Annotated in this window: 18 protein-coding genes; 3 read left to right on the top strand and 15 right to left on the bottom strand. The window is 43.2% G+C overall.

The genetic code is table 11. The features are described 5' to 3' along the window. Nucleotides 1–150: 150 nt before the first annotated feature. The 4 genes from MHB71_RS06680 to MHB71_RS06665 all read right to left on the bottom strand — a co-directional run bounded on the left by MHB71_RS06680 (nt 151) and on the right by MHB71_RS06665 (nt 3,672). Nucleotides 151–831: a hypothetical protein gene (locus MHB71_RS06680; protein ID WP_340029117.1), complete on the bottom strand. Its 681-nt coding sequence runs from the start codon at nt 829–831 to the stop codon at nt 151–153. Between the two features lie 207 nt (nt 832–1,038). Continuing rightward, complete coding sequence (locus MHB71_RS06675) at nt 1,039–1,635, bottom strand: cupin domain-containing protein (protein ID WP_036672849.1); 597 nt, start codon at nt 1,633–1,635, stop codon at nt 1,039–1,041. A 138-nt stretch (nt 1,636–1,773) separates the two neighbouring features. Then, nucleotides 1,774–2,730: an aldo/keto reductase gene (locus MHB71_RS06670; protein WP_244988529.1), complete on the bottom strand. Its 957-nt coding sequence runs from the start codon at nt 2,728–2,730 to the stop codon at nt 1,774–1,776. A gap of 135 nt (nt 2,731–2,865) precedes the next feature. Further along, nucleotides 2,866–3,672, bottom strand: coding sequence for a helix-turn-helix transcriptional regulator (locus MHB71_RS06665; protein ID WP_340029116.1), 807 nt, complete (start codon nt 3,670–3,672; stop codon nt 2,866–2,868). A gap of 162 nt (nt 3,673–3,834) precedes the next feature. Between MHB71_RS06665 and MHB71_RS06660 the strand changes: the two genes are divergently transcribed. Next, nucleotides 3,835–5,373: a hypothetical protein gene (locus MHB71_RS06660; RefSeq protein ID WP_340029115.1), complete on the top strand. Its 1,539-nt coding sequence runs from the start codon at nt 3,835–3,837 to the stop codon at nt 5,371–5,373. Between the two features lie 120 nt (nt 5,374–5,493). Here MHB71_RS06660 and MHB71_RS06655 read toward each other — a convergent pair whose 3' ends face one another. Together MHB71_RS06655 and MHB71_RS06650 are read right to left on the bottom strand one after the other, a co-directional pair. Beyond that, nucleotides 5,494–6,300 carry an FAD-dependent monooxygenase gene (locus MHB71_RS06655; RefSeq protein ID WP_340029114.1) on the bottom strand — a complete coding sequence of 269 codons (807 nt, stop codon included), beginning with the start codon at nt 6,298–6,300 and terminating at the stop codon, nt 5,494–5,496. After that, a complete protein-coding gene (locus tag MHB71_RS06650) occupies nt 6,293–7,036 on the bottom strand; it encodes an FAD-dependent monooxygenase (protein ID WP_340029113.1) in 744 nt (247 codons plus the stop codon). The genes MHB71_RS06655 and MHB71_RS06650 overlap by 8 nt, the downstream gene beginning before the upstream one ends. Before the next feature lie 125 nt (nt 7,037–7,161). On the opposite strand from MHB71_RS06650, the gene MHB71_RS06645 reads away from it, so the two are divergent. Next, a complete protein-coding gene (locus tag MHB71_RS06645; protein ID WP_340029112.1) occupies nt 7,162–7,800 on the top strand; it encodes a TetR/AcrR family transcriptional regulator in 639 nt (212 codons plus the stop codon). A gap of 184 nt (nt 7,801–7,984) precedes the next feature. Here the strand turns inward: MHB71_RS06645 and MHB71_RS06640 are convergent, their stop codons facing one another. The 7 genes from MHB71_RS06640 to MHB71_RS06610 all read right to left on the bottom strand — a co-directional run bounded on the left by MHB71_RS06640 (nt 7,985) and on the right by MHB71_RS06610 (nt 13,599). Then, nucleotides 7,985–9,337: a glucoamylase family protein gene (locus tag MHB71_RS06640; RefSeq protein WP_340029111.1), complete on the bottom strand. Its 1,353-nt coding sequence runs from the start codon at nt 9,335–9,337 to the stop codon at nt 7,985–7,987. A 287-nt stretch (nt 9,338–9,624) separates the two neighbouring features. Continuing rightward, on the bottom strand, nt 9,625–10,116 hold the full coding sequence (locus MHB71_RS06635; RefSeq protein WP_340029110.1) for a hypothetical protein: 492 nt from the start codon (nt 10,114–10,116) through the stop codon (nt 9,625–9,627). A gap of 20 nt (nt 10,117–10,136) precedes the next feature. Then, on the bottom strand, nt 10,137–10,508 hold the full coding sequence (locus tag MHB71_RS06630; RefSeq protein ID WP_047843476.1) for a DUF3784 domain-containing protein: 372 nt from the start codon (nt 10,506–10,508) through the stop codon (nt 10,137–10,139). Nucleotides 10,509–10,595: 87 nt separating this feature from the next. Continuing rightward, complete coding sequence (locus MHB71_RS06625; protein ID WP_340029109.1) at nt 10,596–10,976, bottom strand: hypothetical protein; 381 nt, start codon at nt 10,974–10,976, stop codon at nt 10,596–10,598. Nucleotides 10,977–10,994: 18 nt separating this feature from the next. Then, nucleotides 10,995–11,738, bottom strand: coding sequence for a hypothetical protein (locus MHB71_RS06620; protein ID WP_340029108.1), 744 nt, complete (start codon nt 11,736–11,738; stop codon nt 10,995–10,997). Then, complete coding sequence (locus MHB71_RS06615) at nt 11,738–13,045, bottom strand: SPFH domain-containing protein (RefSeq protein WP_047843479.1); 1,308 nt, start codon at nt 13,043–13,045, stop codon at nt 11,738–11,740. The genes MHB71_RS06620 and MHB71_RS06615 overlap by 1 nt, the downstream gene beginning before the upstream one ends. Nucleotides 13,046–13,329: 284 nt before the next feature. Continuing rightward, nucleotides 13,330–13,599, bottom strand: coding sequence for a DUF6809 family protein (locus tag MHB71_RS06610; protein ID WP_076317555.1), 270 nt, complete (start codon nt 13,597–13,599; stop codon nt 13,330–13,332). Between the two features lie 253 nt (nt 13,600–13,852). On the opposite strand from MHB71_RS06610, the gene MHB71_RS06605 reads away from it, so the two are divergent. Then, nucleotides 13,853–14,833: a serine hydrolase gene (locus tag MHB71_RS06605; RefSeq protein WP_340029107.1), complete on the top strand. Its 981-nt coding sequence runs from the start codon at nt 13,853–13,855 to the stop codon at nt 14,831–14,833. Nucleotides 14,834–14,917: 84 nt separating this feature from the next. Here the strand turns inward: MHB71_RS06605 and MHB71_RS06600 are convergent, their stop codons facing one another. Together MHB71_RS06600 and MHB71_RS06595 are read right to left on the bottom strand one after the other, a co-directional pair. After that, nucleotides 14,918–15,940, bottom strand: a complete 1,023-nt coding sequence (locus MHB71_RS06600; protein ID WP_340029106.1) for a serine hydrolase — start codon at nt 15,938–15,940, stop codon at nt 14,918–14,920. A gap of 239 nt (nt 15,941–16,179) precedes the next feature. Continuing rightward, entirely contained in the window at nt 16,180–16,908 is a 729-nt protein-coding gene (locus MHB71_RS06595) for a DUF1361 domain-containing protein (RefSeq protein ID WP_340029105.1), read from the bottom strand. Nucleotides 16,909–16,929: the final 21 nt, after the last annotated feature.

Raw genomic sequence — 16,929 nt, 5'->3', positions numbered from 1 at the left:
CTAATAAATGATTACTTATACTGAGTCCATTTTCCCATAAAAAAAAAAAAAAAAAAAAAAAAAAAAAACCAAACCCGAATCGACAAAGTTTGGTTTTGAAGCGAAAAAATACACTTCAAATTAACATAAAACCCGTTTAAAACTAATTACTTATGTGTTATATAACTGCTCCAGTTCAATTAAGCGATCCTTAATCCTGTGCGGAATAATACCAAACAGATTATCCCACGTCATGAACATCTCCGGTTTTAGTAAATATTCTTCGAACTCCATGGTAGGTACAAACGCTTTGGTCTGCAGATAACGCTCCACCTGAGCATCGATCTGTTCATTCGTTTCAAAATAATCTTGAAACAACTCATTCACAAGTAGCCCATCACATCCAGCTTCGGCAGCTGCTGCACTATACAGGTTTGGCAATAACTCAAATACAACCGGAAGTGGTGAGAAAGCATGTTTGCCAGGCTGTGAGTACAGACATACATGATGTCCAACCACATTGACCCGTTCCTTCAATAATCCACGCAGCACCTTCCCATGAAAGCTGGCTTCACAGTCTACTACCTCTCCGTCATGACCCACATAAACCCATACATGCTCCATTTCATACAAATGTCCAATCTCATAATCCCACCAGATTGCATATTCAATTACATATTGTACTACCTCGGTCGGAAACTTAATGTCCCTTCTGAACGATGGTGAAGGCCCAGATTGATGCAACACAGAAATGCCAACAAAATCAGGATAAAAGGGTTCGGCTCTGTCAAACATCAAAATAGGTGCATAACTCATTGCAGTTTCAAGCGTTTTCATTTCTGACATGTTCATTCATGAGTCCTCCGTTTTTGTTGGATGTTCATACTATACTAACAGAGAACGTAACCCACTGACTCAGGCATTTTGAATTTTTTTCTAATATAATACCAACCCCTCCATGGACTTCATACAATTATTACATCGACACATCAAAAAGCCTGCAACTGATATTCTCCAGTTACAGGCTGTGTACTTTGATAATGAATAAGGAATCTTGACTTAAGATTTCAGCTTATTGGATGGTGACACGGACGTCTTGGAAGGTGAGGTCGATTGATCAGAAACCTGTGTATCACACCCTATTGGAGGGCCCAGAATCGCATCATTTTTAATGGAACCAACAGCTCTCGCATATGCCTCTTCATCCAAACAGTACGCGCGGTGAGCCACCTCCGGCGGTGTAGCTGCCAAGAAATCCGCTCCAAATACAATATCGGGCGTTGGTTGATCAAAGATTGTTAAGACATATACATCATCTGTCTCAGCGACAAACCAGTGAAACCAGCCTTTCGGAAATACCACAACCTGACCTGGTTTCAGACGATATGTCAATCGTTCACGCGTAAACGGATTGAAGACTGACGCTGTAATTTCACCGGTGATGACCACAACCATCTCCGTGACATTGGTGTGCCAGTGTGGCTGCACAATAATTCCTTTGCTTAAGTACACGTTGAAGAACCCATTTGCAATGGTCGGCAGCTGTTCTCCAAACAACTGGGTTACATAGTTGCGTGAATCCCTCTGATAATTGACAACCGCATTGGAATCGGCTGCCAGCGGAACATTCGGGGCTTGTAAAATCGGATTCATCATACGATCATTTCTCCTCCTTGGGCATACATCTCATTGTTGTACTGTATGCCGGAGAATAGAAAGATAATACCGTTGACACATGTTATATATTGTTTTTAATCCTGAACATTAGGTTTCTTAGAATCATGTATAAACGAACTAGACTTGACCAGGGAATCTGCCTCCGGCTGCAATGCCTTGGGGAGATATGTGATCTATCTGGTTCATCTCATCATCCGTAAGCGAAACCTGTAGCGCCCCTAAGTTCTCGTGAACTCTTTCCAGATTGCGAGTCCCCGGGATCGGAACGATATGTTCTCCCTTTCCAAGCAACCAAGCCAGAGCAAGTTGAGAGACCGTACACCCTTTTTGCTTAGCCATCTCTTGGATCAATCCAACAACCTCCAGATTTTTCTGAAAGTTCTCACCTTGGAAACGCGGATAGTGACGACGATAATCATCTTCCGGCAGATCGTCTATAGAACGGATCTGACCTGTCAGGAAGCCCCGCCCCAAAGGGCTGTATGGAACCAAGCCAATGTTCAATTCATGCAGGACAGGCATAATCTCATCCTCAAGCTCTCGACTCCATAATGAATATTCGGTCTGCAACGCTGTAATCGGATGAACAGCATGTGCACGCCGAATGATCTCTACTGGCGCTTCGGACAAACCAATATATCGAATCTTCCCCTGTTGAACCAGATCGGCAAGTGTGCCTACGGTCTCTTCAATGGGTGTATTCGGATCAGGACGATGTTGATAATACAGATCGATATAATCCATTCCCAGGTTGTAGAGACTCGCATCTACTGATTTTTTGATGTAGGCCGGATCTCCCTTGGGGCCCTGCGTGTGTGTTATACCAAATTTGGTGGCAACGATTGCTTTGGATCTTCGACCTTGAAGCGCGCGTCCAAGCAGTTTTTCATTCCCACCAAATCGCTGTTTTTCATACGCTCCGTACAGATCCGCCGTATCAAACATGGTGACTCCTGCATCCAGCGCACCCTGAATGGTATGTACAGATTCGTCATTATCCGGCATCATCATCACACCCAGGCCGAGCGCAGATATTCGTAATTTATCATTTCCCAGTGTTCTTGTTTTGAGCATGTGGCTCCCTCTTTTCATCTTGAAATAGAAACGTTAACTAGATACGTACGAACTTGAGTTCATTCTATTTCACTTCCGAGACCTCAACCACACTCTGTTTATGCTAGTAAAGAAATTACCAGTTTGATTAACTTTTTATATGGCAACAGGAACGTAAATACAACAATGAATGCCTGATTGGCTGTTCAGATTATTCATGGAAAAGATATCGTATGCATGCACAACGCCATCTGCCCGATCCGTCGTTTCAAGCAGGACACGATTGACTTGTTTGAATTCAACTTGGTGCAGGTTCCAGATCGTTCGGAAGTCTACACTTTCTTCACTCAATTGTTTCACGATTCTGCTGAATTCGGGGTCACTCGGATACTTGTCATAATACGTACGGAATACGGCTACCGAGTGCCGCGCGAATTCCTCCCAGTTGTGCATACGCTCCCTGAGCGCTGTATCCAGAAATAAAATCCGCATCATTAAACGCTCATTCACATTCATCGACGAGAAGTTGAAGAGGTTCGTGTCTGCAGCTTCATTCCAGGCAAGTACCTCAGAACGTTCATTGGTAATAAAGGAAGGATGAGTCAACTGGCCAATAATACTCTGCCACCCTGGCTCCAGTTGCGAATACGAAGCAAGGAATTCATGTTCCGTATTAGGGTCCCATAAGTCAAATAGATGACTCTTCTCTTCCAGGGTTAAACGGAGCGCATCCGCTATACTCTGCATCACTTCTCGTGAAGCCGCCAACTCCCTACCCTGTTCGAGCCACGTGTAATACGTCGCACTGACACCAGCCAATACCGCTACTTCTTCCCGCCGTAGACCGGGTGTTCTTCGCTGTCCATAAGATCCTGACAATCCAACCTGTTCCGGTTGAATGCGGCTTCTCCGTGATTTCAAGAACTCACCCAGTTTTTTGTTACGGCTCATACTTGTATCCATAGACATCGTTCCTTTTTATAAAAGTATTCAAGCCTATTCGGCTCTATCCCAAAATGGTAGTCTCTGAATGACTTTGATATAATTCATCTATTATTAGTTCTGCAGAATACTTGGTTTACAAGTAGCTTAGCATCGATTGGTGCAGAACGAAAGGAGCATAACATGATCCCCAATGTTGGAGATGTGTACTGCGTGTACGTCGAAAAATTACAACAATATACAGCCTGCCAGGTAACTGGACTGAAAGAAACAGAGGGTAAAACTTCTGACACGCTTGCCTCCGTCCTTCAGTTGGATTGGACTGGTGATCAACTGCCTAATGAAATGCATCTTCATCAGATGAAACCGCTGATCTGTAATTTCTATTTCTGGCATGATCGACTTGCCCATAGTTTCGTGAGTGCTAATGTTCCTTCACAGTATGTGCTTGCAGGCAACATCCCTCCTCTCTACACCGAGGAAACAAATACGTATGGCGGAGGCTGGCCGATCGGAGAAAGTCTCTATCTCCAGCGTGAATGGGAAGGTATCGATTCGATCCGAAGAGCGCAGTTCAAACAAGCTGCGGATGATGACGAAGAAGTGATGATTGGCGATCGTGTAATGCGGCGCAGTACGAGTACACTCCGCGATTTCAGCCCTACATCTTCTGAAGATGTAGCCGAACTCGCAAAGCTACCTTGTCTGACACATATTGAAATGGATGGATATACGGAATCAATCTTTCCATTTATAGAGGACAACCCGTTCATTAATGAACTTCATATCATACATCATGGTCAAACGATGCTCAATATCAGCAAGAGCCACCTGACCAGACTTATTGTGGATGTCAGTGGGTTGAAGGAGTTGATTTTGAACACAAAGATGAAAAGTCTGAATTTCACAGGAGAGTTGTCTCCTGATCTGCGTATCGCGGCTTATGAAGACGGTAAATGCATCACTCTCAATGTTCCATCGGGCATGCCACAGGTTACGGGTATCTCACGACTTGAAGGTCTGTATATCAGAGATATCACGGAACTCCATCTGGAGCCACTTGTGCAGTATTATCCTGAGCTTTCAGAGTTACGATTGTGGGGTAAACCCGGCAATGTATCCCATATAGAATCGATTCAGCATTTGGCAAATTTGCAGACCTTCACTACATATGACCTGTTCGGCTTCAATGGTGAAGAATTCCCTGATCCAGAGCAACTTCCAAAATTGGCTACGCTGTGGCTAACCAGCCTGCCTGCCGATGCAGCCAGATCGATCAAAACAAGATATAAAAAATCCGTTGCTGCCGGACTTGATATGGAAATCACCAAAGCACGCAAACCGGAATGGCTTGAAGAGAACCTGAACAATCCATTTCGGGATTGGGATGGACGGGACCACATCAAGGCGGCACACGCCAAAAAAGCAGCTCAATTGTACAAGCAGTGCTTGAAGGAAATCCGGCAATTAAGTCAAGATTTGAACAATCAGGAAGCTATGCAAAAACGGCTCGTCTCCATGGTTGAGAACTACACACAGACCTTCAACAAGATGGATGCCAGGACCGGCTTTATTGAAACTGTTGAGCGGGAAGAGATTTATGTTGTTCTAACGGAGTTGCTGGATCAATTACAACAGCATTTGGAACTGCGTCAAGATGATTCGGTAGAAGTTAATCACGAGGGATTATATGAGGTATTTGATCGTTTGAGGGATTTTTAGTTTACGCAAAACAGGTCCTGTTATGAAAATGACAAGACCCTTTTTTGCATGAATAGAATTTCTTACACTCTATTTTCAATAAGACGACGTGATTCGGGCAGAGCCTTGGGTCGCTCGATCCTATGATAAGCCACACAATTTCAAGTAATTCAGGATCGATGCGGTATCATCAATGGAGGTGCGCAGGGCGATGTAACCGTCAGGACGAATCAATACAAGTTCTTTACTTGCGACATCGTAAACTCGATAGGCATTCCCTGCAGTGTCTATTATGCCTTCCGCCCCCTCCACCTTCGATGGAAGGATATAATGCAAATGGAGTGCATCGTTGGTGAAGTTCTTCAGAGAAGGATCGATGTAGTTTGCAAAAGCCAACAGCGTCCAGTGTGGGCCGCGCAAGAGGTCAAAGACACTTCCTGCAAACCCGGTGCCTTGCAGTCCCCTAGCATTAGGGGCACGATCTCCAGGAAGTAAACGGGTAGCATTTGTTCCAGCAGACGGACGGGTAAGCGAACTTGGACGATAGGAAATGAGAAGCCCGCTCGTCAGATCGTCGGATATGGTGCTCAAGGATTGGGACAACCCTCCGCCTTCAGTCGCCGTTCTTATAACGCCTCCCATCTTCTTAGTGCTGTCTTTGAGCACAGCCTGAGCCACTGGGCGGCGCTCCTCATCGTAGGTGTCGAGTAAGGCGGTGTCCGCTCCACGTATGACAGCCGCCAGCTTCCAGCCGAGGTTGTATGCGTCCTGTATTCCCGTATTCATACCTTGACCGCCGGCCGGCGAATGAACATGAGCCGCATCACCGGCAAGAAAAACCCGGTTGTTTCGGTAACATTCAACCATACGAACGTTGACCCGGTAGATGGATAACCAAGAAGCATCCGTAAGCCGAACACGTCCGGACTCGGCACGACGGTCAAACATGGCTTGATACGCCTCTAGCGATGGCTGCCGGAATTGTAGCCTGCAGTTGCCAAATATCGGATTTTGGCAGCGGCGTCACCCCGACCATCCCCTCCGAAGAAGTCCAGATATGGATATGGTCACGATCTAACCCTTCCAATCGTACATCGCCAAGATACCATCGCTCATGATCATGTGTTTCCCCAACCAACGGTAAGTGTATAAATTTGCGGATATTGCTTTTGCCACCGTCAGCGCCTACCACATAACGAGCACGAATTTGCTCTTCTCCTCGTGGTGTATTCACCGTTACCGATACACCATCCACATCCTGAACAAGCCCTGCAGCTTCCATGCCCAACTCAACTTGACCGCCAAGCATTGCATATCGGTCGCGCAACGCTTTTTCCACATCAAATTGAGCAATCCAGACCGGATCACGATAGGGTGTCTCAAGTTCGGCGCTGGCTGCAACGGTAATAGTCGGCTTGTCCACACTTCTGCCATCTGCGGTATAATAACGAACAGGCAAGTCCACAACACCTGTATCAACAATGTAGTGAACGGCTTCCAAATCATCTACGACTTCAAGCGAGCGAGGCTGAATTCCTTTGGCGCGAGATGCAACGTTATACACGGTGCTTCGTTCAATAATACGATGGTTGACGTTTCGACGGGCAAGGTCGCAGGCAAGTGTAAGCCCTGTGGGTCCGGCCCCGACAATGAGAACATCAACAACAGACGGTATGGTATTCATGAATAAAAACCTCCTTGATCATTGATTTGATACGCTACATTTGTTACACTACACCGTACAGTGTAGTTTGTAAAGCAGGACTCTAATCCATTTCTGAAATACACATATAAGGGGGAAACGTAAGAATGGATCATACGCAAAACAAGAAAATCCGCAAAGGCTCTTCAGACAAACGAGCTAAAATTATTGCGGCGGCACGAGATCTGTTTCTTTCAGAAGGGTTTGATCGTTCCAGCGTCGATGCGGTCGCAACTAAAGCGGGAGTTTCCAAACGGACAGTTTATGATTATTATGGCGACAAACAGAATCTACTGCTTGCCGTTGTTGAAGAATCCAGTTCGGCGGTTCTCGTCATGATTGAGCAAGGGATTTCAGACCACCTCTGGAAATTCGAAGATCTTGAGCAGGCGCTCATCTTATTTTGTGAGCAAATCGTAGCTTCTGCAAACGGTTCGGCAGATTACAAGGCTTTGATCCGTCTGGTTATGGTGGAAGCTGCCAACCTGCCAGACTCGTTTTTTGAAAGGCTGGATAACGCAACTGAAGAGGGGATTATCAGGAGGTTTACAGCGTTTGGACAAAACGGACTGCTCCATGTGATTGATCCTAAAATGGCTGCAAAGCACTTCGCTGCATTAACGTTTTTATTGGTATTTAATCAACCGGGAAAAATCGGGACATTAGATGAGGAACAAACTAAAAATATCATCACTGAAGGCGTACGCGTCTTTCTTTGCGCTTATGCCCCACAACGTAAGTCTTAAAATCGCCATTGTAAATGCCTTGTCTTTTTCCGGATAAATTCCATAATCTAATCGATCTGCGACTTCATTATCAATGGTAAACGCAAAAACGGAACGAAGCATGCTGATACCCTGCTTCGTTCCGCCCATCTTTTAATCTTCGTCCCATTTCGTTAGTGATCTTGCTCTAATCTAAAGCAGCCCTTCATTGAATGGAAAACACTTCTTTTTTCAATAATTCTTCTGGCGTCTGCCCTATCACATCACTGTGAAAATAATCGCGGATAACGCCATCTTGAAGATAGTTGGTGATCGACACCATAATCATCCCTTGATCCAGTGCCAGATAAGCTTTTGCAAGTTCTCCCGTTTCAACATTGAGTGAGTCATAGAACCCATATTTGCCAAACATTTTGAAGTTCTTTAAAGCTTTAATGTTCTTTCGAACAGCTTCAGGGGCATAATCCAGAGCAAGGAATGTTGCGTGTGCTGTTACCGTTGCTCCATCTTTGTAACCTGAGGTACCCAATGGCGTTGCTGCAAACTCACTGTAACCTGTCGGAGTTGCAGAAGGTGAAAAGCCCCATGCGTCATACCCTTTTTCTTTGGCGTATTCGATCTGCAATTCGACATGACGCTGATTGTTCAATCCCAAAGCTTGAGTACCCAGGTCTTTTTCCTTTATGACCATACCGGGCATAAGAGCTTCAAACATACTACCTCCCCAGCTTGGTACGAACTTTTTATCCTTGTATACATAACTTCCTTCAAACACATCCACTCCATCGTACTTAACGGATTTGCCTTGAGGAATCTGAGCTTGCCAATCCCATTCTTGAGGTAATGTGCGATACATCTTCCACCAATGATCTTGAGGAACATCACCTTTCCCAATAGCAATATAGCTGCCTACACGTGGTTCCGTATAAAACATTCCATAATGGTGGTCCGTCAGTGCGCCTTTAGCCACATCATAACCTCCGCGGAATTGGCCGACTTCAGGATCATATAGCGGAGTATAATTCATATCTGTAACCAACTTGCTTGTTTCCCCATGAAGTTCTTCATAGGCTTGCCCAACAACAATTAAACCAGCGGATAACCAGCCATTATCGACTTGGGAAATAAATTGCCCCCAATCTTTCTTCACCGAACCGTCATCTGTGTTATACCAGTTATAAAATAGGCCGTTCCACTTTTCTAACTTCTCGAGGGAATTTATAGTTGTTTGCAGGCGATGTACAGCTTCTTTCTTAGAAATAATGCCCAATTGTTGCGCTGAAACGGTACTCATCATATACATTGCGATGTTTGTGGGCGAGGTACGTTTAGCTTCTTCTATCCCGTTTTCACTGTGTCGCACTTCATCGTAAGTCAAGCCCGTGTTCTGATCCGTATAGTCCTCAAAAAACGTATAGGTCTTATATGCAATCGCTTTCAATTCTGCTCGGAATCCAATTAAATGGCTTGAGTCACCTGCTGAAGCCATAGGAGTTAAAGCTAGATTAGCTAACAGACAAAAAGTTAAAATGAAGCTGAATTGTTTTACTTTTTTCATGATTTTCTCCCTTCAAATGGATTCGAAACGTTTCGTGTATATGTTATCATAATTTTCCCATTTCCGTAAACAAGAAAATAGAACGCTTACAAATACTGAATATAATAAAGGTCATTTATAAATATAAATTCGAAACGTTTCATTAAAGGGACTGCATTAAGGCAACTCAGTTGGAATTATTTGACGATTTGATCGTTAGGGGGACTTTAGATTCAAAATTGAAGAGATAAAAAGCCTGACTCCATAGGAATCAGGCTTAACCCTTCACGTATCCATTCTGAACCGTTCTAATTTGCTACAACTGTTGTTCCGCAATACTCGCAGTCCGTTGATTGCTTAGGAAGCACTTTTGCCTTCGCCCCACACCCCGGGCAACTCACTGAAACAGGCCTTTGTGGCTCTTCAACTTTTTCTTCGACTTTCTCTTCAGTGTTTTCCTTATCTGAAAAATTGATCTCTGTATAGTTAATTGTATTATGACTACTGTAACTCACGGTGTTGCTATTGTAACTTGAATAAGTATGCGGATTCGCATTTTCGCGATCAAGATGACCTCCATAGTCTCCCCCATAAAACTTTCGTTCCGGGACACGCTTTTTCTTAACACGTTTTTTCCTAAGCAATTTAATACCAAAAAACAAAAATAAAAATTCAACGATAATAATTTCAACTACAAGAACTATATTCAATTGATCTACGACATTCTCTTCCATAAGTAATCGTATGGGTATAGCAATGGCATAAAACATGAAAAAGAGTCCAAATAACTTCCTTAACAACACGATTCCTCCTATGCAGTTTAAGAGATCCTCATCGTTGTTCCGCAATACTCACAATCCGCAGACAAAGTAGGATATACCCTTACCTTGGCTCCACACCCTGAACAATTCACGGCTACAGTTTCTTGAGGTGCCTCGTCATATTTCACACGATGCTGATCTTCCTGATCTTGCTTATCATTAGAATCATAATGCTGGTATGGATTAGTCTTAGAATGAGATTTAGGTCTACCACACATTTTAATGCCTGTAACAAGTACGATAACCCCAGGGATAAAAAGAATAATTGTACTGATAATGGCCGTTTCTGTTCCTTCGGATATTAATATTAAAGATAACAGGATCGTCACAGACGAAAGGATAATGAATAAAATGCCAAAAAATTTCTTCACCGCGTTTCCTCCTTAAAACATCACACTCTACCTAGCAGTGTATATTACAAGTATCCGTAAAAGAAGTCATTTAGTCCGCTACACGGTTTACGAGATTCTCATCGTTGTTCCGCAATATTCACAATCCGCAGACGAAGTAGGATATACCTTTACTCTAGCTCCACACCCTGAACATATTAAGGATAAAGGTTCTTGAGATTCCTCGACTTCTTCATACTCCTCGTGATAGTTACCTCCGTCATATTGCACATTACTACTAGAATCGTCAACATAATGTTGATCGGCTTTAAGTTGAAATTTAGGTCGACCACACATTTTAATTCCTATTACAAGCAGAACAATTCCAGTTACAAAAAGTACAAATGCATTGATAATTGCCACATCCGTTCCCTCGGATAGTTCGAATAAAGAGAACAGAATTGCTATACATGAAATTATAATGAATATAATCCCAAATTTCTTTTTCACCGTGTTTCCTCCTGCAATTTATGATTTGCTTGTCATGATCTGTTGATTTCGCTCTTTCAAACGGAACTTTAACTGGGATAGTTGCGAAGCAAAACGTTCACTATTTACCAATTCCCCTGCTTCGTACTGATTTGTAAGCTCACTGTTCATCAATTCAATATCCAGCAGGATCTGGCGGTCATTTTTCTCAAGGGAATCCGGAGTGATCGGGTCACTATACTTTACAAGTTCAATTAATGACTGAACGGTTTTGCGCTCTTCTTCCACAGTTAGGACGGGATGTTGCACCATGGTATGAAGCAATTGCTGTAAAGCTTTTTCGATTAATTGTAAGTTTGCGATTTTTGTATGTTCATCTATTTCATGACGGCGCGCACTCTGAATATAGATCATAATGATTCCGCACAAAATAATTGCGATCGCAATCGTTACCGTATGTAACAATACGAACCAGCGAAGCGCATGATCTGCTAAACCTGTTAACAACGTGTAGATCATCACACAAATCAGATAAATACCTAATACTACACCTAAAGCTGTGTAACCTGGAACAAACCGTTTATACCGATCCATATTTTGCATGATGAACCGCGCGTAGATCCAAATAGCCGTAATCGCTACATAAGAAGCAACGAGATTCATCCAAAAAGAAAACGACAGAAGCGCATGATTAAACAGCGTAAAAGAAACGATTGATGATACTAACATGCACATTAAATAGACGACATCCAAAATCAAGAGATTGCTCCGTTTTACCATCACTATGCCTGTCCTCCTTCTTGCAGATTGTTTCCGCAATCGAGACAGAACTTCTGGCCGGGTTTTACTTCATGTTGGCACCGACTACATTTCAAGCTTAAACTTGTGCCACAGTTGCCACAGAATTTTGTATGACCGGAATTCATATGGTTACAATTTGGGCATGGGCTAGGCATCGGTTGATGACATTGGATACATTCCAATGCGTTCTCCGCATTATCCGCCCCACATGAAGGACATGCATGGTATTTGTCACCACAGTTAGGACAGAATTTGGTTCCCTTTGGCAAGGCATGTCCACAATTGTTGCAATCTGTTGTTGCTACCGATTTTTCGGCTAATGAATTGCCACATTTGCTGCAAAAAGAGCTGTTCTCCTGATTCGGATGATGGCACTGCTTACATATACTTACTGCAGGCGTTTCCTTCGTAGACATCACTTTAGACATCTGGGACATCTCGCCACTGAAAGAACCACCCAGACCAACCCCCATGCCCATACCAAGCCCTGCGCCCATGATGTCTGACTGCATGCTTCCTTCATTTTTCGCTGCACCTTCAAGCGTATCAAACGAACGTTCTTGCTGATATGTGTACCCAATAATATCCATCTCAGCTTTGCGTGCCAACGCTTCTCTTAATCGAATGACTGAAGGGTCTTCTTCAGGCAGATTAACATTGTGAATATACAGGTTGATTAACTCAATACCAAATTCTTCAAAAGTAGAAGCTACCGTATCTGCAAAATGTCGTGATATCTCGGCGATATATGCATTGATCTCCAAAACACTTACTTTTCTATGTATTAGATATGATGACAACATGGAGTTAATATTCATGATAATCAACCCACGGAAGTAATTAATCATATTAGCTTGGTTAAACTCAGGCAGTGTTCCCACAAGCTTGACCAAAAATTTTCGTGAATCCGAAATTTTAATTCCCATTTGTCCAAATGTTCTTACGGGAACAATAATATTATACTTGGGATCCTGGATCTGAATCGGATTCGCCGTTCCCCATTTAACGTCCAATGCGCTTACTTGATTGACATACCATACTTCTGCTGCAAAAGGTGACTTTCCTCCGAACGGAAGGTTAACGAGACGGTTCAAGATTGGGATATTCGCAGTACTCAACGTATGCCTTCCGGGTCCAAACATATCAAGCGCTCTTCCATCCTTGAAAAGAATTGCTTGTTGAGATTGATTCACAATTAACTGAGTCCATGTTCCCAGTTCAGTCTCAGGATGTTTCCAAGCAAATACATCAGGTGAGCCATCATACTTAATTACGTCAATAATCGCCATGTTTAATTCCTCAATTCAGTATTAGATTACTATAATTTACTAATAAGTTCTTTTGCTAAAACACTGATTCTACACTATTTCCTATATTTAATTGTCTTTCATCTACTTATTCCATGTTTAGGCATTGATATTTTACCATTTCTAACCTTAATACGCACTAACATAGTTCATGTTTCATATGATATTTTTCCTATATTAGCATATTCATAATAGTAAAAACCTCTTCCATATGTTCATAGGAAAGAGGTTAACTATGTAACCACAAATTGTGAAAAACCAAAATATTAGCTTGTGAAACCACTCTCGATCATAATCAACGTCCCAATTTTGAAACCACTGGCAAAAGCCTCTTTTGAATGTATAGAATGAACTTGATCCATCATATCAAACAATACCTCGAGTTGTTTAAAGTCATCCTCCGAGAGCTTTTTCTGAAATTTTTCGATATAAGCTGTAATCTCCTTATGAATAGAACGATACTCCGAATCTTTAGGAACAATATTCTCCTCTGGTCTCAGGTTACCGTAATATAATTCTTCTATTATATTTCCCACATCACAGACCCCTTTCTCTTATACATGTCTGGTACTCTTCTCATGACAATTATATAAGATTGACAGACAATGCTGGGAATTTATGCGATATTCGCATGTGATTCTTATAGCTTTCATAGGATATCGCATTTTACATACTTGCTTTGACATAATAATGTAGCGCTTGTTGAGCCCTACCTCGGGAGTATGCTAAGATAATGGACACCTATTTCTACAAAATCCTATAACAAATCAACCGCACAGAAAGGACACTATGAATCCTTCATCACTGTCATCCAAATTACAACAGATCGTTCCACAACTGGATCTGCGAAGCTGCCTCGTTAGCGTACGCGGTGAGATCATGTTCGAACACTACCGCAACCACGAGGCTGCGACCGATATTGCAAAAATCAATTCATGTACCAAGAGTGTGCTGTCCGCGCTCATCTGTATAGCAATGGATAAAGGTTTGTTGCCAGAGGCATCAACCCCAATCTCCACTTTTTTTCCACATTTGACATCCGATACTGATCCTCGTAAACCAGCGATCACACTGGAACAACTGCTCACCATGACAGCCGGGTTCAACTGGGACGAGTTCGGCGGGCAGAATTCATTCCCTCGCATGACCCGCACCGATCATTGGGTGGATTTTGCATTGGAGCAACGCTTAAGCCATGTACCGGGTACATATATGGAGTACAACTCCGGAGTATCACAGATCCTATCCGCCATCCTGATGCAAAATGCAGGTATGAACGTAGCCGAGTTCGCAGAACGCTATCTTTTTGTCCCGCTGGGAATTAAGGATTATGAATGGGAAAGCGACCCTCAAGGTGTACATACCGGCGGATTTGGTCTTAAAATGTTACCCGTAGATCTGTTGAAATTCGGTCAGCTGTTTCTACAGCAAGGTATGTGGGAGGGGCAGTCTCTCATTTCAAGTGATCTCGTATCTCGTTCGACACAGCCTTTCATTACAGTCACTCCACCCAATCACGGCAGTTATGCTTGGCATTGGTGGGTGGATGTCTATCCGAACGGAAGGTCTGACTCCGAAAATATTGCTGCTGAAGACGACAAACCCAATCTCCATTATTATTACGCGCGAGGATTTGGTGGTCAGTATGTATATATTGTCCCAGAGCTCGAACTTGTTACGGTGTTAACCAATGACAAACGAAAGAAAGAGAAACCTCCGCTGGATGTTTTCCCTCGATTAATCGCCCCTGAGCTATGGAAAATGTTATAACCGGAGGCAGTCCTATCTATCCTGTTCGACCAATGAACCCCCAACCTTGTGGCCATAACCTGACCATAGGTTGGGGGTTATTCGTCATGCCAAAGCTTCTTCGATAGCAATTGTTATTGGATACGGACCAGACTCTTGATTAGAGACCACAACCAGTTGTAGATCATAGTCCGGATACACGGAAGACATGAACGACACCCCTGGATCAAACCCCATGACATGAAATTTGAAAATGTCTTCCTCCTTGCGGTCAATCCAGATACCCTGCCCATAATACTCTTCATCCTCTTGATGAGCATGTGGTGTTAATAACTGCTGTGTCGTTTCTTCATTCAACAATTGGGGGCCCAGCAAAGCATCCCAAAATCGAATCATATCCGGTGCCGTAACATAGGCCCCACCGTCCGATCCACCTTTGACAGGAATGGAGAACATATTAGTATTCCATGAGCCATCTTCATGATCGATATACCCTAAAGCTGTGTTACGCGGGAGCTGATCTGTTACGAAATAACCGGAGTCCTTCATGCCACACCTTTTGAAAATGTGCTCTTCCACATAATCTGTAAACGACAGTCCTGAATGTTGTTCCACGATAAGCCCCAGCACAATGAAACCCGCATTGTTGTAGTGAAAACGTTCACCCGGAGCAGACTTCATTGGCAAATGCTGAAACATGGGCAGAAAGTCACTTAATCGCCACATCGCATAGACGGGTCTGTCTTTCCATAATTCTGAAAAGTCATCCATCACTTCTTCATCGAAATAATCCGGAATGCCTGACGTGTGTGTTAACAACTGCTGAATGGTAACTCCTTCTTCCCATAGTGGAAACTCCACATCCAATACATCCGTAAGCTTAGAATCCGCAGACAACTTGCCCGCTTCAATTAGTTGGCATATACTCACTGCCGTGAAGATCTTACATCCAGATGCAATTCCAAAGCGTGTATCCACCTGATTGGCAAGTTCTTCACTGCGATTTGCATAACCACGTTTCATATTCAAAAGGGTTTTTCCGGCTTGCTGGAGTAATACAACACCCGAAAAATTCACGTGTTCCATGACTTCTTCTACTTTTGTTGTCAGCTCTACTGCATTCAACATTTTGTTGTTCACCTACTTGTCTATGTATTCATTACATTCTCATTCTTAATTCTTCGTCATATCCTGCATACCTGCCATATTTTCATAAAAAGAAGGATTACTCCCTTATAAAAGGAAATAACCCTTCTTCAGACAACGCAAGATTAAGTTTGACAAAGCATGCTCAAATGCTGTTCAATCACTTGTTCCACTCGTTTTACTGTAAGTCTATCTGGCTGTATGTCTCGAGGCAACATGAATTAGCGTAACGCTTGCAGGTCCGATTCGGGACTTCCTGCACTCTTCTTCTTTTCACGTGGAGCCCTCGTATTGATCAGATAATACAATGTGGCATAGATTGTAGTGATAAACGTGCCAAAAAACAGGCAAAACGCCAGAGACGGACGGCTTACACTTTCGTGCATCAGTTCAATCAACGTCTCGCGATTTGTCAGTGCATCCCAGCTATTCAGTCGATATACACGTCCAAGCAATACCCCGTAACTTCCCAAAGCACAGCCAACCAGTACAAAGATCCAGGATGCCCAGCGTCCAATTCGGTGATAGATCACTTCCTGAAGCTGATACATCGACAGGAATCCAAGCAGAAGTCCAGTCCAGACAAACATTAATAGAACACTTAAGTCGTACCAATACGTGTAGTCCACCCCGTTCCCACCATAATACCGGGAACTTCTCGCTGTCAGATGAACCAGATCCGTAACAATGTAAGAAGAGTTCGGGAAAAATAACAACCACAGCAGACCACTTGCAACTGCAAGCCATGCGGCACCTTTCCATTTCACATCACTTAGAAGATAGGCTGCATAAGAGAACACAAAAGGAATCCAGCCCAAGAACAGATTCCAGATCAGGAAGCGGAAATAACGCTGATCCAGCCAATCTGCGGCTACGTAGTACAAGCCAAGCGTTACTATAGTAACCACACTAAGGAAAATAAATATGCGAATATAATTCAGTTTTCTCAATGATTCTGACCTCACTTGATA

It is taken from the genome of Paenibacillus sp. FSL H7-0940 (assembly GCF_037979415.1).
In the GTDB taxonomy this organism is placed as follows: Bacteria; Bacillota; Bacilli; order Paenibacillales; family Paenibacillaceae; genus Paenibacillus; species Paenibacillus amylolyticus.
This window is presented reverse-complemented; position numbering and strand designations above follow the sequence as displayed.